Source organism: Variovorax sp. 10L421 (assembly GCF_056395365.1).
Genome location: NZ_JBFTJJ010000001.1, coordinates 650,065 through 672,231, shown reverse-complemented (window position 1 = coordinate 672,231; position 22,167 = coordinate 650,065). Strand labels below are relative to the sequence as shown.

General features: G+C 68.2%; 17 protein-coding genes. 11 read left to right on the top strand and 6 right to left on the bottom strand.

All coding sequences use genetic code 11. The features are described from left to right. Positions 1-83: 83 nt before the first annotated feature. The 3 genes from AC1DFC_RS03265 to AC1DFC_RS03255 all read right to left on the bottom strand — a co-directional run bounded on the left by AC1DFC_RS03265 (position 84) and on the right by AC1DFC_RS03255 (position 3,667). A complete protein-coding gene (locus AC1DFC_RS03265; RefSeq protein ID WP_478178669.1) occupies positions 84-1,007 on the bottom strand; it encodes a DMT family transporter in 924 nt (307 codons plus the stop codon). An 82-nt stretch (positions 1,008-1,089) separates the two neighbouring features. Then, the gene (locus AC1DFC_RS03260) at positions 1,090-2,262 is read right to left on the bottom strand and encodes a pyridoxal phosphate-dependent aminotransferase (protein WP_478178668.1); all 1,173 of its coding nucleotides are present in this window, start codon (positions 2,260-2,262) and stop codon (positions 1,090-1,092) included. Between the two features lie 121 nt (positions 2,263-2,383). Further along, positions 2,384-3,667: a branched-chain amino acid ABC transporter substrate-binding protein gene (locus AC1DFC_RS03255; protein WP_478178667.1), complete on the bottom strand. Its 1,284-nt coding sequence runs from the start codon at positions 3,665-3,667 to the stop codon at positions 2,384-2,386. 124 nt (positions 3,668-3,791) lie between these two features. On the opposite strand from AC1DFC_RS03255, the gene AC1DFC_RS03250 reads away from it, so the two are divergent. Further along, the gene (locus tag AC1DFC_RS03250; protein ID WP_007838165.1) at positions 3,792-4,163 is read left to right on the top strand and encodes an Hsp20/alpha crystallin family protein; all 372 of its coding nucleotides are present in this window, start codon (positions 3,792-3,794) and stop codon (positions 4,161-4,163) included. A gap of 189 nt (positions 4,164-4,352) precedes the next feature. Continuing rightward, a complete protein-coding gene (locus tag AC1DFC_RS03245; RefSeq protein WP_007838167.1) occupies positions 4,353-5,108 on the top strand; it encodes an alpha/beta hydrolase-fold protein in 756 nt (251 codons plus the stop codon). Here the strand turns inward: AC1DFC_RS03245 and tsaD are convergent. Then, positions 5,044-6,105, bottom strand: coding sequence for a tRNA (adenosine(37)-N6)-threonylcarbamoyltransferase complex transferase subunit TsaD (tsaD, locus tag AC1DFC_RS03240; protein WP_007838169.1), 1,062 nt, complete (start codon positions 6,103-6,105; stop codon positions 5,044-5,046). The genes AC1DFC_RS03245 and tsaD overlap by 65 nt on opposite strands. A 103-nt stretch (positions 6,106-6,208) precedes the next feature. Here tsaD and AC1DFC_RS03235 point away from each other — a divergent pair, with 103 nt between their 5' ends. The 4 genes from AC1DFC_RS03235 to AC1DFC_RS03220 all read left to right on the top strand — a co-directional run bounded on the left by AC1DFC_RS03235 (position 6,209) and on the right by AC1DFC_RS03220 (position 10,810). Beyond that, positions 6,209-7,471, top strand: coding sequence for a nitrate- and nitrite sensing domain-containing protein (locus AC1DFC_RS03235; RefSeq protein ID WP_413331843.1), 1,263 nt, complete (start codon positions 6,209-6,211; stop codon positions 7,469-7,471). A 339-nt stretch (positions 7,472-7,810) separates the two neighbouring features. Beyond that, positions 7,811-9,055: a CmpA/NrtA family ABC transporter substrate-binding protein gene (locus AC1DFC_RS03230; RefSeq protein ID WP_007838172.1), complete on the top strand. Its 1,245-nt coding sequence runs from the start codon at positions 7,811-7,813 to the stop codon at positions 9,053-9,055. 10 nt (positions 9,056-9,065) lie between these two features. Next, positions 9,066-10,004, top strand: a complete 939-nt coding sequence (ntrB, locus tag AC1DFC_RS03225) for a nitrate ABC transporter permease (RefSeq protein WP_478178666.1) — start codon at positions 9,066-9,068, stop codon at positions 10,002-10,004. Next, positions 10,001-10,810, top strand: a complete 810-nt coding sequence (locus AC1DFC_RS03220) for an ABC transporter ATP-binding protein (RefSeq protein WP_007838174.1) — start codon at positions 10,001-10,003, stop codon at positions 10,808-10,810. The genes ntrB and AC1DFC_RS03220 overlap by 4 nt, the downstream gene beginning before the upstream one ends. A gap of 148 nt (positions 10,811-10,958) precedes the next feature. Here the strand turns inward: AC1DFC_RS03220 and AC1DFC_RS03215 are convergent, their stop codons facing one another. Further along, the gene (locus AC1DFC_RS03215) at positions 10,959-12,236 is read right to left on the bottom strand and encodes an ANTAR domain-containing protein (protein ID WP_413331840.1); all 1,278 of its coding nucleotides are present in this window, start codon (positions 12,234-12,236) and stop codon (positions 10,959-10,961) included. A 263-nt stretch (positions 12,237-12,499) separates the two neighbouring features. Here AC1DFC_RS03215 and AC1DFC_RS03210 point away from each other — a divergent pair, with 263 nt between their 5' ends. After that, entirely contained in the window at positions 12,500-13,768 is a 1,269-nt protein-coding gene (locus AC1DFC_RS03210; RefSeq protein WP_413331839.1) for an MFS transporter, read from the top strand. Positions 13,769-13,788: 20 nt separating this feature from the next. Here the strand turns inward: AC1DFC_RS03210 and AC1DFC_RS03205 are convergent, their stop codons facing one another. Next, positions 13,789-15,501, bottom strand: a complete 1,713-nt coding sequence (locus AC1DFC_RS03205) for a bifunctional protein-serine/threonine kinase/phosphatase (RefSeq protein WP_007833663.1) — start codon at positions 15,499-15,501, stop codon at positions 13,789-13,791. Positions 15,502-15,564: 63 nt separating this feature from the next. On the opposite strand from AC1DFC_RS03205, the gene nirB reads away from it, so the two are divergent. The 4 genes from nirB to AC1DFC_RS03185 all read left to right on the top strand — a co-directional run bounded on the left by nirB (position 15,565) and on the right by AC1DFC_RS03185 (position 22,070). Beyond that, positions 15,565-17,997: a nitrite reductase large subunit NirB gene (gene nirB / locus AC1DFC_RS03200; protein ID WP_478178665.1), complete on the top strand. Its 2,433-nt coding sequence runs from the start codon at positions 15,565-15,567 to the stop codon at positions 17,995-17,997. After that, entirely contained in the window at positions 17,994-18,785 is a 792-nt protein-coding gene (locus AC1DFC_RS03195; protein ID WP_478178664.1) for a type IV pili methyl-accepting chemotaxis transducer N-terminal domain-containing protein, read from the top strand. The genes nirB and AC1DFC_RS03195 overlap by 4 nt, the downstream gene beginning before the upstream one ends. A gap of 18 nt (positions 18,786-18,803) precedes the next feature. Continuing rightward, complete coding sequence (gene nirD, locus AC1DFC_RS03190) at positions 18,804-19,199, top strand: nitrite reductase small subunit NirD (RefSeq protein WP_413331837.1); 396 nt, start codon at positions 18,804-18,806, stop codon at positions 19,197-19,199. Between the two features lie 75 nt (positions 19,200-19,274). Continuing rightward, complete coding sequence (locus AC1DFC_RS03185; RefSeq protein ID WP_478178663.1) at positions 19,275-22,070, top strand: nitrate reductase; 2,796 nt, start codon at positions 19,275-19,277, stop codon at positions 22,068-22,070. Positions 22,071-22,167 lie beyond the last annotated feature (97 nt).

Below are 22,167 nucleotides of genomic sequence, written 5' to 3'. Positions count from 1 at the left end.
GGCTGCGCGCACTTCGTGTCGCTTCGCCTACCCCCTCCCCGGGGGCAACACCTGCGGCCCGGCAAAGCCGGTTCCGCGGTGTTTCACGAAGGGGTCGCCGCCGGACTGAGCCTCTTTCCTCCCTTGCCATCGAGCGAAGCCAGGCCTACCGCGCCGAGCACGCAAGCGGCCCCGCCGATCTGCGCCAGGCTGATACTTTCTCCCAGCCAGAAGGCCGCCAGTATCAGCGCAGAAACCGGCAGGAGCGCAGTGAATAGCGCCGCTTCGGCCCCTTTCAGCCGCGCCGATCCGGCAAACCAGAGGACGAAGCCCAGCACCGTCGGCACCAGCGCATAGTAGGCGACGCCGATCAGCGCATCGTTCGGCAACGGATGTTCCCAGGCCCGCTCGAACAGCGCCGAAACCAGCGACAGCAGGAGCCCGAAGGCTGCCATCAGCGTCGACAGCGCCAGGGGGCGCACCGGCACGCGCAGCCGCTTGTTGAGCAGGATGAACATTGCCTCACACACGACCGCACCCAGCATCAGCAGGTTGCCGGCGAACGCCGCGGCCGATTTGGAGTCCCCTGCGGAGCCTTCGCCCGGCCAGCTGATTGCCAGCACCCCTGCCGTCGCCAGCACGATGCTGCCCACCAGATATCGCCCCGGCCGCTCGCGCAAAGCCAGCACCGCCGCCAGCGCCGCAACGGCAGGCAGCGTCCCGGCCACCACGCCCGCGCTGGCGGCCGGCGCCCACCTCACACCAAGGATCAGCAGCACCGTATAGCCCACGCTGCCCAAACCCGCCTGGAACAAGAGCAGCACCAGGTCGCGCCGGTCGGGGCGAGGCCAAGGCGTGCGCGTCAGCCGCAGCAGCAGGAGAAACACCGGCAGCGCCATCGCAAACCGCAGCGCGGTCGCGGTGAACGGCGGGAGTCCGCCTGCGATGACCTTGCTGGCCACCACCGTGCTGCCCACCGTGACCATCGCCAGCGCGCACAGCGCCATTCCCTTCAACCGTTCCGACATGCCAGACCTTTCGCCTTCGAGAAAAGTCCGAGCTTCGCGGTCCGGTCGCGCCGCGTATTGAACGAAATTGCAGACGGCCGGATCAGCCCTTGYGCTGCGGCTGCTCCGCCAGCCAGTTGCGCAGGCGCTCCACGCCCTTCACCAGCCGCTGCGGGTCTTTCGAGGCAAAGCACCAGCGCAGCCATCCCTGCGCCTCGGGCGCGAAGGCATTGCCCGGCGCGAGCCCCAGGCCCGCTTCGGCGACCAGCCGCTTGGCCACTTCGAGCGAATCGCCGAAGCCTTCGAGCCGGAAGAAGGCATACATGCCACCCTTGGCCGAAGCCACCTGCACGCCCGGCAGCGCCGCCAGCAGCGGCACCAGCGTGTCGCGGCAGTGCTTCAGGTGCGCCACCACGCGCGGCGTGATCTCGCTCGTGTGTTCGATGGCAGTGATGGCGGCGCGCTGCGTGAACACGCTGGCGCACGAGGTGTTGAACTCGATCAGCTTGCCGATGTCGTCCACCATCGACGACGGCAGCACCAGCCAGCCCAGGCGCCAGCCCGTCATCAGGAAGCTCTTCGAGAAGCTGTGCGTGACGACGAGCCGGTCGTCGGGCTTCGAGATGTCGAGGAAGCTCGGCGCGCAGGCATTGGGCGTCGGCTCGTAGTACAGGCGCTCGTACACCTCGTCGGCGAGGATCCACGTGCCGGTCTGGCGGCAGTGGTCGAGCACGGCCTGCTGCTCGTCGCGCGTCATGGTCCAGCCCGTGGGATTGTTGGGCGCGTTGACGATCAGCAGCTTCGTCTTCGAAGTGACCGCCGCGCGCAGCGCGGGCAGGTCGAGCGTCCACTGCCCGTTCACCGGCACCAGCGGCAAGGTACGAACGCGCGCGCCCATGATGGCGGGCTGAGCCGTCAGGTTGGGCCACACCGGCGTCACGGCGACCACTTCGTCGCCCGCATCGACCAGCGCCTGCACCGCGAGCATCAGCGCGCTCACGCCGCCCGAGGTGACGGCGATGCGAGAGGCATCGACCGCCGGATGCAGCCCGCTCGTGTAGCGCGCGATGGCTTCGCGCAGCTCGGGCAGGCCAAGGTTGTGGGCGTAGAAGGTCTCGCCTCGCTGCAGCGAATCGATGGCCGCCTGGCGGATCACCTCGGGCGTGACTTCGTCGCTTTCGCCGAACCAGAAGGCCAGCACGTCGTCGCGGCCCATGCCGGCGTTGGCGACTTCGCGGATCTTCGACGCTTCAAGCTGATGGATCGCAGAACGCATGGAAATACCTTTCTTTTTCAGGAACGCCGCAGAACCGGCTTTGCCGGGCCGCAGGTGTTGCCCCCGGTGAGGGGGAGGGAGAAGCGACACGAAGTGCGCGAAGCCTGGGGGAGAGCCAAGTTCAAGGTTTCTTCATCTTGCACGAGGTCGGCAGTTCGGCGCGCTCGGCGGGAATCGTCTTGACCACACGGAAGCCGTAGCCCGAGCCCTCGACGTCGAACTGCACGCCCGGCCTGCCCTGCCGGTCCATCACGCCGACGACGAGCTGCTGCTGGAACTGATGGTCCGTCGCGCGCATGCGCCCGCGCTGGCCGTACAGGCTCACGTCGGCCTGCTCCAGCGCGCGCGCCATCGGCACCGCGTCGGCACTGCCCGCACGCTCGATGGCCTGCACGAGCGCTTCGATCATCAGCTGAAGCCGCATGTGCACATAGTCGTCGGCCGGCTTCGGAAAGCGCGTGCGGAAGGCTCGGTAGAAGGTTTCGGACTGCGCCGTCTGCACGTTGGGCAGCCAGTCTGCCACGGCGATCACGCGGCCGATGCCCGCATCGCCGATGGCGGCCGGTGCCCCCAGCGCATTGCCGTAGAAGGTATAGAAAGTACCGTTGAAGCCCGCCTCGCGTGCCGCCTTCACGAGCAGCGTGAGGTCGTTGCCCCAGTTGCCCGTGACCACGGCCTGCGCGCCGCTCGCGATGATCTTGGTGGCGTAGGGCGCGAAGTCCTTCACCTTGCCCATGGGGTGCAGTTCGTCGCCCACGATCTCCACGTCGGGGCGCTGCGCACCGAGCTGCCGGCGCGCCTCGCGCAGCACGGCCTGGCCGAAGCTGTAGTCCTGGCCGATCAGGTAGACGCGCTTGAGCGCGGCATCGTCCCTCACCACATCCATCAGCGCAGCCACGCGCATGTCGGCATGCGCGTCGAAGCGGAAGTGCCAGAAGCTGCAACGCTCGTTCGTGAGCGCCGGGTCGACGGCCGCGTAGTTGAGGAAGACCACGCGGCGCGCGGGGTCGCGCTCGTTGTTCTTGTCGATGGCATCGACCAGCGCCGCGGCCGTGGCCGACGAATTGCCCTGCAGCACGATGCGCGCGCCGTCGTCCATCGCGGCGCGCAGCGCGGAAAGCGCCTCCTCGTTCTGCCCCTTGCTGTCGTAGCGGTCGAGCTGCAACGGACGCGCGCCGCCGGGCAGCTTCACGCCGCCGCGCGCATTCACGCGCTCCACCGCCCACAGCAGGTTGCGGAACACGGCCTCGCCGGTGTTGGCGAACGGGCCGCTCATGCTTTCGATCAGCGCCAGGCGAATGGGTGCGGGCGGGGCCGCCTGCGCCAGCGCGGCGAACGGCCTCGCGCATAGCGCCAGCGCCGCGAATTTCAAGGCCTCGCGACGCCAAATAAAGGGGAGATTCATTGTCTTGAAACGCGTGCCGATGCGCCTAGATGAGGTCTCAAGCGGCACTCACGATGGAACGGCCGCGCAGTGTAAGGGACACACATTCCTTGTCCCCATTGTGTTCACTCAGGAGTTCTTCACCATGCTTTTCGCCCCCACCCTTCGCACCGCCCGCTTCGCTCCCCGCGCCTATGACCGCGCCTTCGAACGCTTCGTGAACGATGCCTTCGCCGCCCCCCGCCGCTCCCCGCTGGTGGAACAGGACGACAAGAGCTGGACCCTCTCGCTGGACGTGCCGGGCCTTGCGCGCGAAGACCTCGCGATCAGCATCGAAGGCGCCGTACTGCGCATCGACAGCAAGGCCGAAGCCAAGCGCCAGTTCAAGGCCGCCTACGAGCTGCCGCAGGACATCGACGTGGCCACCAGCGAGGCCAAGCTCGAGAACGGCGTGCTCACGCTGAAGCTCGGCAAACTGGTGCCCGTGAGCCAGGCCGCACAGTTGCAAATCAACTAGCTTGGCCTATGCCCACAAGAAGAAAATGTTGGTAACGGCCTCGTTTTGACTTTAAACGAGCACCTTATTCACAATAGCGCTGAATAACGTCACATGATGTGACGTTTTCTTAGAACTTTTTTCTTCGTGGGCGTCTCGTAACGCACCGAATTCCCTGCCGGTGCGGTTCGGGTGCCCCCAAAAGGCACCATGAAAACGCACCTTCAACCTGCCAATCCCAACGAACAATCCGACACGCTCCTGGTGTTCCTGCCCGGGGCCTACCTGAAGCCCGACGAGTTCGAGCGCGAAGGGTTCATCGCCGCGGTGCGCGAGCGCCATCTGGCGGCGGACGCGCTGCTGGTGGACGCGGACGTTTCCTACTACTACGAGCAAACGCTGAGCGAGCGCCTGCACACCGAGGTGATCGAGCCCCAGCGTGCCAGGGGCTACAAGTCGATCTGGCTCGTGGGTATTTCCATCGGTGGCTTCGGCGCGCTGATCCACGAACTGGCGCGGCCGGGCTCGGTGGACGGCATCGTGGCACTCGCGCCCTACCTGGGGCGCCGGGTGCTCGGCGCGGAGATCAGGAAGGCCGGCGGCCTGCGCGCCTGGCAGGCGCCCACCGGACCGCAGGCCGACGAGGAGCCCGACCGCAAGCTCTGGCCCTTCTTCCAGCAGTACCTGGACGCCAAGCCGTCGAAGAACCTGCCGCCGCTGTACCTGGGCTTCGGGCTGGACGACCGCTTTGCCAGCAACCACAAGCTGCTGGCCGACGCCCTGCCGCCGGGGCGCGTCTTCACGATCGAGGGCGGCCACGACTGGCCGCAGTGGCGCCAGCTGTGGCGCAATGTGCTGGACGTGCTGCCGCTGCCGGCAATCGGCCGCTCGCGGCAGCCGGCTACGCAGCCTGCGGCAGCGGCGCCTCAGCCGACGAGAGCGACGCCATGGGCCATCGCGGCTTGACGTCGAAGGCATAGCGCTCGCTCGCCTGCGACAGCCCGGACTGCAGGCGCATCGCCGCAGCCATGGCGATCATGGCGCCGTTGTCGGTGCACAGGTGCAACTCGGGGTAGTGCACACGCACCTTGCGCTTTGCGCACGCGGCATTCAGCTGTTCGCGCAGATTCCTGTTGGCCCCCACCCCGCCCGCCACCACCAGCCGCTTGAGTCCGGTCTGGTCGAGTGCCGCGAGCGACTTCTTCAGCAGCACCTCGACGATGGCCGCCTGCGTGGACGCCGCCAGATCGGCCTTGTTCGCCTCGAGCTGGTCGCCGAGCTTCTTGGCCTGCGTGAGCACGGCCGTCTTCAGGCCGGCAAAGGAAAAATCGAGATCGCCGCTGTGCAGCAGCGGCCGCGGCAGCTTGAAGGCCGTTGCGTTGCCGCCTTCGGCCAGCTTCGCGAGCCACGGTCCGCCGGGGTACGGCAAACCCATGAGCTTGGCGCTCTTGTCGAAGGCCTCGCCGGCCGCGTCGTCGATGGTTTCGCCGAGCAGCTCGTAGCGGCCCACGCCGTCCACCCGCATCAGCTGCGTATGGCCGCCCGACACCAGCAGCGCGACGAACGGAAACTCCGGCGGATCGGCGCTCAGGAAGGGCGACAGCAGATGTCCCTCTAGGTGATGCACCCCCAGCACCGGCTTGCCAAGCGCCACGCCGAGCGCGCAGGCCACGCCGGCCCCCACCAGCAGCGCGCCCGCCAGGCCCGGCCCGCGCGTGTAGGCCACCACGTCGATCTCGGCCAGCGAGCGTCCGGCTTCGGCCATGACCGTCTCGGTCAACGGCAGCACGCGGCGGATGTGGTCGCGGCTGGCCAGCTCGGGGACCACGCCGCCGTAGGCCTGGTGCATGGCGATCTGGCTGTGCAGCGCGTGCGAACGCAGCATCGGCAGCGCGCTGCCGTGCGACTCGACCAGCGCCACGCCGGTTTCATCGCAGGATGATTCGATTCCCAACAAGAGCATGGCGCCGAGTGTAGGCGGCGCCCCGTGCGGCCGCCCGCGAAGGGGCAAACGGCGTCCTGCAAGGCACGGATGTTGCAGTGAGAGGGTCAGCGCCCCTCCCACCATGAAATCCGGACTGAGTTTTCTGATCGCCGCCCGCCGTTGCGAGATCGACGAGCTGGACCGGCTCGCCCGCACCAGCGAGCTGGTGGGTGTGATCGGCCGCCTCGTCCACGCGCTGCAGCGCGAGCGGGGCATGTCGAACATGTTCCTCGCGTCGCACGGCGGCCGCTTCGCAGACCAGCGCGGCCCGCAGATCGCCGAATGCATGGCGCTCGAGCAGGAGGTGCGCGCCGGCTTCGACCAGCTCGAAGCCGACGACCACCGCGGCGCTGGCGCCGGCCACAGCGCGCGCCTGTTCAGCCGCATCGCCTGGGTGCTCCCGGGCCTGGACGCCCTGCCTGCGCTTCGCCGCCGCATCGATGCGCTCGAACTGAAGCCTGCGCAGTCCACCGCCGCCTTCGCCAAGCTCGTTGCCGGCCTGCTGTCGGTGGTGTTCGAAGCCGCCGACGGCGCCACCGACCCCGAAATCTCGCGCCTGCTGGTCGCGATGTTCAACTTCATGCAGGGCAAGGAATTTGCCGGCCAGGAGCGCGCCTTCGGTGCCGCCGCACTGGCGCTGGGCCGCAGCGACGAGGCGCAGCGCCTGCAGTGGCAGCACCTGATCGAGTCGCAGGAGCGCTGCTTCCAGGTGTTCACCGATTTCTCTGGCCAGGCCGTGCTCGCGCTCTGGCGCAGCAGCCAGCCTGACGCCGAAGTGGCAGAGCTCGAACGCATCCGCCGGCGCGGCGCCACCTCCGCCCCGGCCGACGTACCGCTGAGCCAGGCCTGGTTCGACTGCTGCACCCGCCGCATCGACGCCATGAAGACCGTGGAAGAGCGCCTGGCCGCAGTCTTGCGCGCACTGTGCGAGCGCAAGACCGCGCAGGCGCGCAGCGAGTTGCAGGACTACCGGCAGCTGCTGGACACGCTGGCGCCGCAGGCCGGCGCCCTGTTCTTCGACGACGCCGACGCGCAGGCCGCCACGCCCGCCCAGTTCGGCCGCCACCTCGAACGCTCGGTGCTCGACATGGTCCAGGAGCAGTCGCACCGCCTGCAGGCCATGAGCGACGAGCTCGAAACCGTGCGCGCCTCGCTCAATGAACGCAAGATCGTCGAGCGCGCCAAGGGCCTGCTGATGGCGCACCGCCGGCTCAGCGAGGAAGAGGCGCACAAGATGCTGCGCCAGACCGCCATGAACCAGAAGCGGCGGCTGGTCGACGTGGCCGAGTCGATGCTGGCAATGGCCGACTACCTGCCCATGCTCGACCGCGCGCCCTCTCGCTGAAGCGCCCCCGGCCGTTCAACTTGGTGCAGTGCACAACAACCGTGCGATCGGCGCTGCGCGGCCCGATCGGGCCCTCGCCCGTGCTGCGCCACTGCATCGAGCTACTTTCTTGATAGCAGCACCCAGGTCCTGAAGGCTGGCACACCGCTTGCAAGCATTTCGTTCACAGGCCCCCAATGGGTCTTCAGGCAGGCGGCACCCAACGGCGGGTGCTTGCTACCGAACCGGACAAAGGCGTCCCCATCCCGCAAGGGCTCGTTTTCGAGCAGCCCCTGCGCGGTGCGGACGCCTTTTTTGTTTTTGTCTTTTGTTTGTTCGCCTTCAACCGGAGCCCCGCCCATGACCGACCTGCTCACAACCCGCCTCAGCCGACGCCGCGTCCTGCAAGCCGCCGCCATCGGCGCCGTGGGCATCGAACCCGCGCTGCGCGCCGCCGTCTGGGCCCAGGGCTCGGACAAGCCCGAGAAGGAGGAAGTGAAGATCGGCTTCATCCCGCTGACCGATTGCGCCAGCGTGGTGATGGCCTCGGTGCTGGGCATCGACAAGAAGTACGGCGTGAAGATCGTCCCCAGCAAGGAAGCCAGTTGGGCTGGCGTGCGCGACAAGCTCTCCAACGGCGACATCGACATGGCGCACGTGCTCTACGGCCTGGTCTACGGCATGCACCTGGGCCTGAGCGGCCCGAAAAAGGACATGGCCGTGCTCATGACCTTGAACAACAACGGCCAGGCCATCACGCTGTCGAAGAAGCTCTCGGACAAGGGTGCGGTCGATGCGGCCTCGCTCGCCAAGCTGATCGCAACGGAGAAGCGCGAATACACCTTCGCACAGACCTTCCCCACCGGCACGCATGCCATGTGGCTGTACTACTGGCTCGCCTCGGCCGGCATCGACCCGTTCAAGGACGTCAAGAACATCACCGTGCCGCCGCCGCAGATGGTGGCCAACATGCGCGTGGGCAACATGGACGGCTACTGCGTGGGCGAGCCCTGGGGCCAGCGCGCCATCATGGACGGCATCGGCATCACGGCCATCACCACGCAGGACATCTGGAAGGACCACCCCGAGAAGGTGCTTGGCTGCACCGCCGAGTTCGCGAAGAAGTACCCGAACACCGCACGCGCCGTGACGGCCGCCATCCTCGAGGCCGGCAAGTGGATCGACACCGGCCTGCAGAACAAGAACAAGATGGCCGAGACCATCGCCGACAAGAGCTACGTCAACACGAGCGTGGACGCCATCAACCAGCGCATCCTGGGCCGCTACACCAACGGCCTGGGCAAGAGCTGGGACGACCCCAACCACATGAAGTTCTACAACGGCGGCGCCGTGAACTTCCCGTACCTGTCGGACGGCATGTGGTTCCTCACGCAGCACAAGCGCTGGGGCCTGCTGAAGGAACACCCCGACTACCTGAAGGTGGCCACCGAGATCAACCGCATCGACATCTACAAGCAGGCTGCCGCAGCCACGCAGACGCCGGTGCCCAAGGAAACCATGCGCACCAGCAAGCTGTTCGACGGCTCGGTCTGGGACGGCAAGGATCCGAAGAAGTACGCCGAGTCCTTCAAGCTTCATGCATAGGGAGAACACCATGGTCAGCGCCGTTTTTCATTCACCGCTCGAAGCCTCCCTCCCTCTCCCGCGCGCGGGAGAGGGCCGGGGCGAGGGCAAGCCCCGCGCCGAAGCCGCCCCTCACCCCAACCCTCTCCCCAGAAGGGAGAAGGAGCAGAAACCGAGAACGCCACTCGACCTGCGCGCCTTCTGGATGCGCGTGCTGCCGCCGCTCGCAGGCTTCGGCCTGCTGCTGCTGATCTGGGAGGTGGTGGCCATGAAGAGCACCACTGGCTTCCCGACGCCAGCGGCCACCTGGCAGCAGGCCGTGACCGTGTTCAGCGACCCGTTCTACAGCAAGGGGCCGAACGACCAGGGCGTGGGCTGGAACGTGCTCTCGTCGCTGCAGCGCGTGGCGCTGGGCTTCGGCCTCGCGGCGCTGGTCGGCATTCCGGCCGGCTTCGCGATCGGGCGCTTCGAGTTCCTCTCGCGCATGTTCAACCCGCTCATCAGCCTGCTGCGACCGGTATCGCCGCTGGCGTGGCTGCCCATCGGCCTGCTGGTGTTCAAGGGCGCCAACCCGGCCGCCATCTGGACCATCTTCATCTGCTCGATCTGGCCGATGGTCATCAACACCGCCGTGGGCGTGCAGCGCGTGCCTAGCGACTACATGAACGTGGCCAAGGTGCTGAACCTCAGCGAATGGAAGATCCTCACGAAGATCCTGTTCCCCGCAGTGCTGCCCTACATGCTGACCGGCGTGCGGCTGGCCGTGGGCACCGCGTGGCTGGTGATCGTGGCGGCCGAGATGCTCACGGGCGGCGTCGGCATCGGCTTCTGGGTGTGGGACGAGTGGAACAACCTCAACGTCGCCAACATCATCATCGCGATCTTCGTGATCGGCATCGTCGGCCTCGTGCTGGAGTTTGCGCTCATCAAGCTCGCCACTGCGTTCACGTTCGAAGAGGTGAAGTCATGATCGATGATTCGAAGTACATCGAGATCCACGGCGTCGAACAGGCCTTCAAGACGCCCAAGGGCCGCTTCGTCGCGCTGCGCGATGTGAACCTGAACGTGGCCAAGGGCGAGTTCATCACGCTCATCGGCCACTCGGGCTGCGGCAAGTCGACGCTGCTGAACCTCATCGCCGGGCTCACCACACCCACCGAAGGCTCGCTGCTGTGCGCCAACAAGGAGATCAAGGGCCCCGGCCCCGAGCGCGCGGTGGTGTTCCAGAACCATTCGCTGCTGCCCTGGCTCACCTGCTTCGAGAACGTCTACCTCGCGGTCGAGCGCGTCTTCGCGGCCACCGAGAGCAAGGCGCAGTTGCGCGCACGCACCGATGCCGCGCTGGCGCTGGTGGGTCTCACGCCCGCCGCACAGAAGCGCCCCGGCGAAATCTCCGGCGGCATGAAACAGCGCGTGGGCATTGCACGCGCGCTGTCGATGGAACCCAAGGTGCTGCTGATGGACGAGCCCTTCGGCGCGCTCGACGCCCTCACCCGCGCCAAGCTGCAGGACGAGCTTCTGGCCATCGTGCAGAAGACGCACAGCACCGTGGTCATGGTGACGCACGACGTGGACGAGGCGGTGCTGCTGAGCGACCGCATCGTGATGCTGACCAACGGTCCGGCCGCCACCATCGGCGACGTGCTGGCCGTGGACATTCCGCGCCCGCGCAACCGCGTCGAGCTGGCCGAAGACCCGGCCTACGTGCACGCGCGCAAGGCGGTGATCGACTTCCTCTACACGCGCCAGGCGCACGTGGAGAAGGCCGCGGCCTGACAGATCGACACAGCGCCCAGGCGCGTCGAGCCATGCCTTCCTTCCAGCAAACACCGCGGAACCGGCTTTGCCGGGCCGCAGGTGTTGCCCCCTGCAAGGGGGTTGGCGTAGCGACACGCAGTGCGCGAAGCCTGGGGGTGTGCCAGTTTCACGACATGATCACCTGGAGGCTGTGCTCGTACGACGCCGTGAGGCGCTCGAAGGTGTCGACCAGCGCGTCGCTGGAGCGAACGAGCGTGGCGCGGCCATCGGCGCTGTCGAGCGCGTGCACGCCGCCGACCAGCCGCAGCCATTCGTCGCGGGCGCTGGCCAGCGCGGTGCGGATCTCCGTGGTGCTGAGCGGGGCGCGCTCGAGTTCGAGCAAGGCGGCCTCGAACTCGGCCATGGTGGGCACCAGCCGCGCGTTCGCGGCTTTCTCTTTCAGCGTGGCAGCGAGCAGCGCGTCTTTCGCCAACCGCTGCGCACGCATGCGCTGCCGTCCGCATATGTTGACGATGCGCAGCGCACGCCGCGCGCCCGAGGCTTCGAGCGCCTCGGTCAGCGCCTCCGCGGCCGAGAGCAGCACTTCGGCGCGCTGGTCGACGTCGGCCAGTCCCGCCGCCGTGGGCCGCGCCGTCAAGGCCGGAGCCAGCCCGCTCCAGGCGGCTTGCGCCTGTACGAGCGCCTGCGCGCCAGCCGCATCGAGCCCGAGGGCCGCCAGGTGATCGAGGTTCTGCTGCACCCGCTCGGCGGACTGCGTGCGCAGCACCCGCGCCCGCTGCGCATCGATGCTGCCCAGCAGCTGCGCCGCCACGCGCACCAGCCGCTGCGAGAGCATGCGCAACTGCCCGGCGCGGTTGATCGCGTCGGCCCACTGCGCCGCCTCGATGACCGAGCGCGACACCTCGCCGAGCCGCAGGTTGGCGTGCATCGCCGCGCCGCGCAGCAGGCCGAAGGCTTCGTCCTCGCCGATGCCGCGCGCGGACATCAGCAGGCCCTTGGCGCGGTCGACCCACTTGCGCTCGTCCATGCGGGTGCGCAGGCTCTCCAGTTCGGTGCGCAAGACGCTCTCGCGCTGCCAGCGGGCCTGGGCACGAGCGGCCAGCGCGGCGAGCGATGCGGCATCGACGGCATCGTTCTGCATCCACGCCTGCACGCCGAGCTGCACCAGCTCTTCGTGCTGCGCACCGCTCAACGGCTCGCCGACGAAGCTCAGCGCACACGGCGGCACGCCGGACCACGCGCGCAGCGCGTCGAGCAATGCGGGCGTGGGCAAAGGCAGGCAGATCAAGGCCTGGGCCGGGGCCAGCGCCTCGACCTGCCGCGCGAAGGTGCCCGCATCCGCGCAGCCGACCACCTCGAGACTGGCGTCGGACAGCGCCTGTGCAAGCGCCTCCGGCAGCACGGGGCCAGCAGTTTCATCGGGCAGGACAACGAGAAGGGGCATCTTGGAAAAGCGGTGTGGGAGCGCACCGCGAGCATAGGCCACGCCCGCGCGAATTCGCAGGCATGCCTCTTGCATGGAACGGACCGCGGTGTAACGAAGCACCGCTTTGGTGAGGCTGCAGGCTCCTGCATCCGGCTCGGCAACGCACATGCCGAGCGCACCCCCACGCCGACAGCGTCCGCTGCCGGCACTCCGTCTCCAACCCCGTCCGTCGACACGGCCCATCCAGGGTCAGGCCGCGGCTTTTTGCACCTTTGAACGCCATGTCCAGTTTCAAGAACTTCTTGCAGTCAGGCCACAGTCCGACGCTGTTCGCGGCCTTCCTGTACTTCTCGTTCTCCTGCTGCATCTGGGTGCTCAACGGCGCCATGGCGCCCTTCATCGGCGAAACCTTCAACCTCTCGCCGGCGCAGAAGGGCCTGATGCTGTCGGTGCCGATCATCGCGGGCGCGCTGATGCGTTTTCCACTCGGCATCCTCTCGCAGTACATCGGCCGCAAGAAGGCCACGCTGGTCGAGATGGGCCTGATCGCAGTGGCGATGCTGTTCGGCTTCTTCTTCGTGAAGAGCTTCAACAACCTGCTCGCCATGGGCGTGCTGCTGGGCATCGCGGGCGCGAGCTTCGGCGTGGCGCTGTCACTGGGCTCGGGCTGGTTCCCGCCGCAGCACAAGGGCCTGGCCATGGGTCTGGTGGGCGCTGGCAACGTGGGCACCGCGGTGTCGGTGCTGGTGGCGCCGCCGCTCGCGCTGTGGCTGGGCTGGCAGGCGGTGTACGGCGTGGCCGCGGTCGCCATCCTGGTTCCCATGGTGGTGATGGTGGTGTTCGCCAAGGAGCCGCCGGACGTGAACGCCCATTCGAGCTTCCGCGAGCACATCGCCTGCCTGTTCGAGAAGGACGGCTGGGTGTTCAGCCTGATCTACGGCGTGACCTTCGGCGGCTTCATCGGCCTGACGACCTTCCTGCCCTCCTACTACTACGACCAGTTCGGCGTGAGCAAGGTGCAGGCCGGCCAGCTAACCATGCTCGCGGCCTTCATGGGCGCGGCGGTGCGCATCGTGGGCGGCTGGCTTTCCGACCGCTGGGGCGGTGTGAACACGCTGACCGTTGTGCTGCTGGTGGTGGCCGTGAGCCTCGTGCTGGTGGGCGTCTCGTCGGGCTCGCTGGCCGTCACCACGCTGGTGCTGATCGTGTGCTTCGCCGCGCTGGGCGCGGGCAACGGCGCGCTGTTCCAGCTGGTGCCGCTGCGCTGGCCCGCAAGCACGGCAGTGGCCGGTTCGATGATCGGCGAGATCGGCGCGCTGGGCGGTGGCCTCGTGCCCAACGCCATGGGCCTGTCGAAGCAGTATCTGGGCAGCTACCTGTGGGGCTTCGTGTTCTTCGCGATGCTGTCGCTAGCGATGCTGGGCGTGATGCGCGTGATGCAGATCCGCTGGACCCGCACCTGGGCCGAGAAGGGTGGCCGAGCGCGCGTTGCACCGGTACATGCTTCGCCCGCAGTCAACAGCAACTCGCGGAAAGCTGCCCGGTCATGAACCGCCCCGCCGACCTCCGTTCAACGTGGCAGGAACAGGAGCCACACGATCAGCAAGAGGTTGAACAGCATCGACACGCCCAGCGCCAGCTGGTAGAGCGCAAGTGGGTCGCGGCGGATCAGCGGCGTGGCGGCGGGCGCGCTCACGGGGCGGGATGCACCGCGTTCGAGCGCGAGCAGCAGTTCCTCGGCGGTCTCGAAGCGCTCGCGCGGATCGCGGGCGACGGCCTTGCGCACCAGGTGGTCGAGCCAGATCGGCACGTCGGGCCGCAGGCGCGAGAGCGCGACCGGGTCTCGCCGGTAGCGCGCCACCTGGTAGGGCTCGATCTCGCCGTAAGGCAGGTGGCCGGTGAGCCACTGGTACAGCGTGACGCCGAGCGCGAACAGGTCGCTGCCCGCATCGGCGACGCCACCCTCCTCCCATTGCTCGGGGTTGATGTAGCTCGGCGTGCCGGCATGCAGCTCGCGCTGCGCCGCGCTTTCGCGGCCGGACAGCGCCACGCCCAGGTCGATGATGCGCCAGCGGCCGTCCTCGCCCAGGTGCAGGTTGCCCGGCTTGATGTCGCGGTGCACCACGCCCTGGCGATGCAGCCGGCCGAGCGCACGGCTCAGTGCGATGGCGGCGGCAACGACCTCGCCCACCGCGCCCCGCGCGTTCGCCTTGCGCAGCTGCTCCAGCGTGCGGCCGCCGTGCCAGTCGAACACGATGTACAGCGCGCTCGCATCCGCGGCGCGCTCGTGCACGCGCACGAAGCCGTTGCCGCCGACGCGCAAACCGAGCCACGCCTCGTGCGCCAGCATCGCGCGCTCCTGCGGGTCGCCGGCGCGCGAGGGGTGCAGCGTCTTCAGCGCGACCAGCTCGCGCGTGGCCGGATGCCTGGCCTGGTACAGCAGGTGCACGCCGGTGTCGGCCACCAGCGCGGTGATGGCGTAGCCGTCGAGCACGTCGCCCACCTTCAGCGCGGGCGGTGGTGCGAGCCGGCGGCCGTCGCCGAGTTCGTCGTCGAGCTGCCGCGCGTCGAGCCCCACCACGCGAATGACCAGCGCCGTCGCGTTGTCGCGCGTGCCGGCCTCCAGCGCCGCGCGCACCAGCGCCTCGCTGGCCGCCTCGGCGTCGCCCTGCAAGGCGAGCGCGGCCACCTGCTGCGGCCTGAGCACGCCATGCACGCCGTCGGAGCTCAGCACGAAGCAGTCGCCCACGCGCACGTCGCCCTGCACGTAGTCGACGCGCACCTGGTCGTCCAGGCCGATGGCGCGCGTCAGGCGGCTGCGCATGTCGGGATGGTCGAAGGCATGGTCCTGCGTGAGCGGCACGGCCGGCTCGCCGCCCGCGCGCACACGCCAGGCGCGCGTGTCGCCCACGTGCGCCAGCGTGTAGCCCTGGCCATGCAGCACCAGCGCGGTGAGCGTGGTGAGCGCCGTGCCGCCGCCGTCCTTGCCCTGGCGCCGGCGGTTGTGGTCGGCCAGCCAGCCGTTCTGCGCGCCGATCAGGCGGTCGAGCGCGGCGGTCGGCTCCCAGGTATCGGGCGTGGCGAAGTAGTCGGCCAGCAGGCCCATCACCGTGGTCTGCGCCGCCTCGCGGCCGTGCCCGCCGCTGGACACGCCATCGGCAATGGCCGCGATGAGGCCGCGCGCCTCGTCGCCCCGCGGCGCATGCACCGCGCCGGCGAAGTCTTCATTCAGCTCGCGCGGTCCGCGCTGGCTGCTGTAGCCGATGTCCACTTCAAAGCTCATGGCGCGATTCTCCTCGCGCGCCGCGGGCACTCGCTTGCTTGATTCGACGAAAGGTAGGGCCCCATGAAGAAAATGAAACTCGTGATGGTCGGCAACGGCATGGCCGGCGTGCGCACGCTCGAAGAGCTGCTGAAGATCGCGCCCGACCTGTACGACATCACCGTCTTCGGCGCGGAGCCGCATCCCAACTACAACCGCATCCTGCTGTCGCCCGTGCTGGCCGGCGAGCAGACGGTCGACGAGATCGTGCTCAACAGCTGGGAGTGGTACAGCGACAACCACATCACGCTGCATGCCGGCAAGAAGGTGGTCGAGGTCGACCGCGTCAAGCGTATCGTGCGCGCGGAAGATGGCACCGAAGCCACCTACGACCGCCTGCTGATGTGCACCGGCTCCAACCCCTTCATCCTGCCGGTGCCAGGCAAGGACCTGAAGGGCGTGATCGCCTACCGCGACATCGCCGACACCGACTACATGATCGAGACCGCGCGCACGCACAAGAACGCGGTGGTCATCGGCGGCGGCCTGCTGGGCCTGGAAGCCGCCAACGGCCTGATGCTGCGCGGCATGAACGTGACGGTGGTGCACGTGATGCCCTGGCTGATGGAACGCCAGCTCGACGACGTGGCGGGCAAGCTGCTGCAGAAGTCGCTGGAAGACCGAGGACTCAAGTTCCTGATGGGTGCGCAGACGCAGGACATGGTCGGCAATGAAGAGGGCCGCGTCAAAGCCATCCGCTTCAAGGACGGCACAGAGGTCGCGGCCGACCTGGTGGTGATGGCGGTCGGCATCCGCCCCAACGTGGAGCTGGCCGAGAAGATGCGCCTGCACTGCAACCGCGGCATCGTCGTCACCGACACGATGCAGACCGTGACCGACGCGCGCATCTATTCGGTGGGCGAATGCGCGGCGCACCGCGGCATCGCCTACGGCCTGGTCGCGCCGCTGTTCGAGCAGGCCAAGGTGGCGGCCAACCATCTCGCCCAGTTCGGCATCGGCCGCTACCTCGGGTCGCTCACCTCCACCAAGCTCAAGGTGACTGGCATCGACCTGTTCAGCGCCGGCGAGTTCATGGGCGGCGAAGGTACCGAAGAGATCGTCATGAGCGACCCCTTCGGCGGCGTCTACAAGAAGCTGGTGCTCAAGGACGACAAGCTGGTCGGCGCCTGCCTGTACGGCGACACGGTGGACGGCAGCTGGTACTTCAAGCTGCTGCGCGATGGCCGCAGCGTGCACGACATTCGCGACAAGCTGATGTTCGGTGAATCCAACATCGGCGACACCGGCCACGAGGGCCACAGCAAGGCCGCGAGCATGCCCGACGACGCCGAGGTGTGCGGCTGCAACGGCGTGAGCAAGGGCACGATCTGCAAGGCCATCAAGGACAAGGGCCTGTTCACGCTCGACGAAGTGAAGAAGCACACCAAGGCCAGCGCGAGCTGCGGCTCGTGCACCGGGCTGGTCGAGCAGATCCTGATGTTCACGGCCGGCGGCGACTACTCGGCCACGCCGAAGAAGAAGGCCGTGTGCGGCTGCACCGACGTGAGCCACCAGGACGTGCGCGACGCGATCCGCAAGCAGCACTACCTCACGCACGACGAGGTGTACCGCAACCTCGGCTGGCGCACGCCCAACGGCTGCGCCACCTGCCGCCCGGCGGTCAACTACTACCTGATCAGCACCTGGCCGAAAGAAGCGAAGGACGATCCGCAGAGCCGCTTCATCAACGAGCGCAGCCACGCCAACATCCAGAAGGACGGCACCTACTCCGTCATTCCGCGCATGTGGGGCGGCCACACCACGCCCGACGAGTTGCGCCGCATCGCCGACGCGGCCGACAAGTACAAGATCCCGACCGTCAAGGTCACGGGCGGCCAGCGCATCGACCTGCTGGGCGTGAAGAAGGAAGACCTGGAGAACGTCTGGAAGGACATCGGCATGCCCAGCGGCTTTGCCTACGCCAAGTCGCTGCGCACGGTGAAGACCTGCGTGGGCAGCGAGTGGTGCCGCTTCGGCACGCAAGACTCCACGCAGATGGGCAAGGACCTGGAGCGCGCGCTGTGGGCCATGTACTCGCCGCACAAGGTCAAGCTGGCCGTGTCGGGCTGCCCGCGCAACTGCGCGGAGGCCGGCATCAAGGACGTGGGCGTGATCGGCGTCGATTCGGGCTGGGAAATCTACGTCGGCGGCAACGGCGGCATCAAGACCGAGGTGGCCGAATTCCTCGTCAAGGTGAAGACCAGCGAAGAGGTGATGGAGTACGCGGGCGCGTTCCTGCAGCTGTACCGCGAAGAGGGCTGGTACCTGGAACGCACGGTGCACTACATCGGCCGTGTGGGCCTGGACTACGTGAAGAAGCGGATCCTCGAAGACGCGGAGGCCCGCAAGACGCTGTGGGAGCGCCTGCAGTTCGCGCTCGACGGCGAGCCGGATCCGTGGTTCGAGTCGGCGCAGGCCTCGGTGGACGTGCGGCAGTTCACGCCGCTGACCGCATGAAGCGCAGGGCTTTCCTCGCATCCGCGGCCGCCGCCGGCATGGGCGCCGGGCTGGGCGCAAATGCCCAGGTCACCGACCTGAACGATGCGATCAACAAGGCGGGCCGCCAGCGCATGCTGTCGCAGCGCGCGAGCAAGGCATATCTGGCACTGGTGCAGAACGTCGAATCGCGCAACGCGCAGCTGGTGCTCGACAAGTCGATCGCGCTGTTCGAGCGCCAGCTCGGCGAGCTGAAAGCCTTCGCGCCCAGCCCGACCATTCGCGGCACCTACGAGTCGCTCGACAACGCCTGGAGCGAGTTCAAGCGCGAACTTACGGGCATGACGCCCGGCAAGGAGGAAGCCACCCGAGTCGTGAAGCTCGACGCCGCCGTGCTCGCGCTGGCCAACCAGGGCACCGCGCAGTACGAAGCCGCCTCGGGCAGGCCGGTGGGCAAGCTCGTGAACATCGCGGGCCGCCAGCGCATGCTGTCGCAGCGCATGGCCAAGTTCTACCTGGCCACGGCAATGCAGATCGACCCGGCGGGCAGCACGGCCGAGATCGGCAAGTCGCGCGCCGAATTCCTGGCCGCGCTCGAAGTGCTGCGCAACGCGCCCGAGGCCACCGCGCAGATCAGGCAGGAGCTGGTGCTGGCCGATGCGCAGTGGATGTTCTTCAACCGGGGCCTGCAGCGCCTCGAAGGCGCCGGCGCGTCGCCCGCCCTGATGTCCGACGTGTTCGTCGCCAGCGAGAACCTGCTGGCGATCATGGACCGCGTCACCGGCCTGTACTCAGAAATCAAGACGTAGACGAAAAGAGAGCCCACCATGAGCGATTGGAAAGTCATCTGCCGCATCGACGACATCCCCGTGCTCGGCGCCCGCCGCGTGGCGCGGCCTGCCGGCCTGGACGTCGCCGTGTTCCGCAATGCCGAGGACCAGGTGTTCGCGCTGCTCGACCGCTGCCCGCACAAGGGCGGCCCGCTCAGCCAGGGCATCGTGTTCGGCACCAGCGTGGCCTGCCCGCTGCACAACTGGGCGATCGGGCTGGACGACGGCTGCGCCAAGTCGCCCGACGAAGGCTGCACGCCGAAGTTCGCCGTGAAGGTGGAAGACGGCGTGGTGCATCTCGACGCGGGCGAACTGGCCACGCACGCCATCGACCTGCCACGCCCCATTGCCGGTCCCAAGGTGTTGTCCCCTCTCCCTCTGGGAGAGGGCTAGGGTGAGGGCAGCAGCGTGACCTTCGTGAGCGCCGTCAACCCTCACCCCCGCTCGCTCCCGGAGGAAGCGGGTGCAATGCGGGAAACCCGCTCCACCTGCCCCTACTGCGGCGTAGGCTGTGGCGTCATCATCGAATCGAGTGGCGACGAGATCACCGGCGTGCGCGGCGACCCCGACCATCCGGCGAATTTCGGCCGCCTGTGCACCAAGGGCTCGACGCTGCACCTCACGGCCAGCGCAACGGTCACGCGGCAGACGCGGCTGCTGCAGCCCATGCAGCGCCTGGTGCGCGCGGAAGCGCCCGTGGCGGTTGCGTGGGACACCGCGCTCGACAACGCCGCAGGCAAGTTCGCGCAGGTGATCCGCGACCATGGCCCCGACGCGGTCGGCTTCTATGTGTCGGGCCAGCTGCTCACCGAGGACTACTACGTCTTCAACAAGCTCGCCAAGGGCCTGGTCGGCACCAACAACGTCGACACCAATTCGCGCCTGTGCATGAGCAGCGCGGTCGCCGGCTACAAGCAGACGCTGGGCGCCGATGCGCCGCCGGCCTGCTACGACGACCTGAAGCATGCCGACTGCCTGTTCATCGTGGGCAGCAACACGGCGTGGGCACACCCCATTCTTTTCCGCCGCATCGAGGACGCGAAGGCCGCGAACCCCGCGCTCAAGATCATCGTGGCCGACCCGCGCCGTACCGACACGGTCGAGATCGCCGACCTGTTCCTGCCGATCCAGCCCGGCACCGATGTGATGCTGTTCAACGGCATGCTGCACCTGATGCTGTGGGAAGGCTGGATCGATGCGAAGTACATCGCCGCCCACACCAGCGGTTTCGACGCGCTGAAGGCCATCGTGCGCGAATGCACGCCCGACAAGGTGGCGCAAGTCTGCGGCATCTCGAAGGACGACCTGCTCGCGGCCGCACGGCTGTTTGCCACATCGCCTGCCACGCTGAGCCTGTACTGCCAGGGCCTGAACCAGTCGTCGAGCGGCACGGCGAAGAATGCCGCGCTCATCAACCTGCACCTGGCGACCGCGCAGATCGGCCGGCCCGGCGCGGGCCCGTTCTCGCTGACCGGCCAGCCCAATGCGATGGGCGGACGCGAGGTCGGCGGCCTGGCCAACCTGCTGAGCGCGCACCGCGACCTGGCGAACCCCGATCACCGCGCCGAAGTGGCCGCGCTGTGGGGCGTGCCCTCGGTGCCCGAGAAGCCGGGCAAGACGGCGGTCGAGATGTTCCAGGCCGCGGCCGACGGCGAGATCCGCGCGCTGTGGATCGCCTGCACCAACCCCGCGCAATCGATGCCCGACCAGGCGACGGTGCGCCGCGCGCTGGAGCGCGCCGAGTTCGTGGTGGTGCAGGAAGCCTTCGCCACCACCGCCACCTGCGCCTTCGCCGACCTGCTGCTGCCCGCCACCACCTGGGGCGAGAAGGAAGGCACCGTGACCAACAGCGAGCGCCGCATCTCGCGCGTGCGCCCGGCCGTTGCCGCACCTGGCGAGGCGCGCAACGACTGGTCGATCGCGGTGGCCTTCGCGCACCGGCTCGAACGGCAGCTCGGCCGCCCGTCCACGCTGTTCCCGTACGAGACGGCCGAATCGGTCTGGAACGAACACCGCGAATCGACGCGTGGGCGCGACCTCGACATCACCGGCCTGAGCTACGCGATGCTGGAAACCGCCGGCCCGCAGCAATGGCCGCTGAAGGAGGGCGAAAGCACCGGCCGCGTTCGCCTCTACGAAGACGGCGTGTTCCCCACGCCCGACGGCCGCGCCCGTTTTGTCGACACCGTCTACAAGCCGGTGGCCGAGGCCCGCGAGGCGCGCTACCCCTTCTCGCTGAACACCGGCCGCCTGCGCGACCAGTGGCACGGCATGAGCCGCACCGGCACGGCCGGCCGGCTGTTCGGGCACGTGCCGGAGCCCGTCGTGCAGATGAACGCGCAGGACATGGCGCGCCGCCAGATCGGCGAAGGCGACCTCGTGCACCTGACCTCGAAGCGGGGCTCGATCATGCTGCCCGCGCGCGCCAGCGCCGAGATCGGCCTGAGCCAGGCCTTCGTCGCCATGCACTGGGGCGAGGAATACCTGAGCGGTTGCTCGTCGACCGGCGTGCGGCTGGCGGGCATCAACGCGCTCACCACGCCGGCCTATTGCCCGACCTCGAAGCAGCCCGAGCTGAAGCACACGCCGGTGAAGATCCTCAAGGCCGAACTGCCGTGGTCGCTGCTGGCCATGGCCTGGCTGCCCGCCGACGCGGCACTGGCCGCGCACCGCGCGCTGCAGCCGCTGATGGCGCTGTTTCCTTTTGCGACCTGCGTGCCGTTCGCGGGCAACACCCAAGGCCAGGAGCGCAGCGGCATCCTGTTCCGCGCCGCCGCGCACGACGCGCCCGACGAGGCGCTGGTCGAGAAGATCGAAGCCCTGCTCGGCCTGCAGACCGCCGACACCCTGCGCTACGCCGACCGCCGCCGCGGCCAGCGACGCTCCGCGCGGCTGGTGCGCCGCGCCGACGGCAGCGCCGGCCTCGAGGCCTTCCTGCTGGGCGGCGACACCAGCGCGGAAGCCTGGATCGCCACGCTGCTGCGGGAAGAGCTGCCGGCGCAGAGCTATGGCCGCCTGCTACTGTCGCCGGGCTCGAAGGCACCGGTGGCGGTGCAGTCGCGTGGCAAGACGGTGTGCACATGCTTCAACGTCGCGGACGTGGCGATCCAGACCGAGCTGGGGCGCTGCAGCGGCACGGCCGACGAGCGGCTGGCCAAGCTGCAGGGGGCCCTGAAGTGCGGCACGAACTGCGGATCGTGCATTCCGGAACTCAAGCGGATGGTGCGGGCGACGCCGGCCGAGGCCGAAGCAGTCACCCCATGATTCCCCGTCTTGCTCCCTCCCCCGCTGGGGGAAGGAGCCAATCCAAGGCATAAGCCACCTCGCATTCCGGCATAAGCCTTGCAGGACAATCCATCCA

Excerpts from the sequence above, each read along its gene's own strand:
- AC1DFC_RS03215 (WP_413331840.1), bottom strand. The coding sequence starts at position 12,236 with ATGCCCCTTCTCGTTGTCCTGCCCGATGAAACTGCTGGCCCCGTGCTG.
- AC1DFC_RS03265 (WP_478178669.1), bottom strand. The coding sequence starts at position 1,007 with ATGTCGGAACGGTTGAAGGGAATGGCGCTGTGCGCGCTGGCGATGGTC.
- AC1DFC_RS03230 (WP_007838172.1), top strand. The coding sequence starts at position 7,811 with ATGACCGACCTGCTCACAACCCGCCTCAGCCGACGCCGCGTCCTGCAA.
- AC1DFC_RS03245 (WP_007838167.1), top strand. The coding sequence starts at position 4,353 with ATGAAAACGCACCTTCAACCTGCCAATCCCAACGAACAATCCGACACG.
- AC1DFC_RS03235 (WP_413331843.1), top strand. The coding sequence starts at position 6,209 with ATGAAATCCGGACTGAGTTTTCTGATCGCCGCCCGCCGTTGCGAGATC.
- AC1DFC_RS03210 (WP_413331839.1), top strand. The coding sequence starts at position 12,500 with ATGTCCAGTTTCAAGAACTTCTTGCAGTCAGGCCACAGTCCGACGCTG.
- nirD (WP_413331837.1), top strand. The coding sequence starts at position 18,804 with ATGAGCGATTGGAAAGTCATCTGCCGCATCGACGACATCCCCGTGCTC.
- ntrB (WP_478178666.1), top strand. The coding sequence starts at position 9,066 with ATGGTCAGCGCCGTTTTTCATTCACCGCTCGAAGCCTCCCTCCCTCTC.
- tsaD (WP_007838169.1), bottom strand. The coding sequence starts at position 6,105 with ATGCTCTTGTTGGGAATCGAATCATCCTGCGATGAAACCGGCGTGGCG.
- nirB (WP_478178665.1), top strand. The coding sequence starts at position 15,565 with ATGAAGAAAATGAAACTCGTGATGGTCGGCAACGGCATGGCCGGCGTG.
- AC1DFC_RS03185 (WP_478178663.1), top strand. The coding sequence starts at position 19,275 with ATGCGGGAAACCCGCTCCACCTGCCCCTACTGCGGCGTAGGCTGTGGC.
- AC1DFC_RS03220 (WP_007838174.1), top strand. The coding sequence starts at position 10,001 with ATGATCGATGATTCGAAGTACATCGAGATCCACGGCGTCGAACAGGCC.
- AC1DFC_RS03205 (WP_007833663.1), bottom strand. The coding sequence starts at position 15,501 with ATGAGCTTTGAAGTGGACATCGGCTACAGCAGCCAGCGCGGACCGCGC.
- AC1DFC_RS03250 (WP_007838165.1), top strand. The coding sequence starts at position 3,792 with ATGCTTTTCGCCCCCACCCTTCGCACCGCCCGCTTCGCTCCCCGCGCC.
- AC1DFC_RS03195 (WP_478178664.1), top strand. The coding sequence starts at position 17,994 with ATGAAGCGCAGGGCTTTCCTCGCATCCGCGGCCGCCGCCGGCATGGGC.
- AC1DFC_RS03255 (WP_478178667.1), bottom strand. The coding sequence starts at position 3,667 with ATGAATCTCCCCTTTATTTGGCGTCGCGAGGCCTTGAAATTCGCGGCG.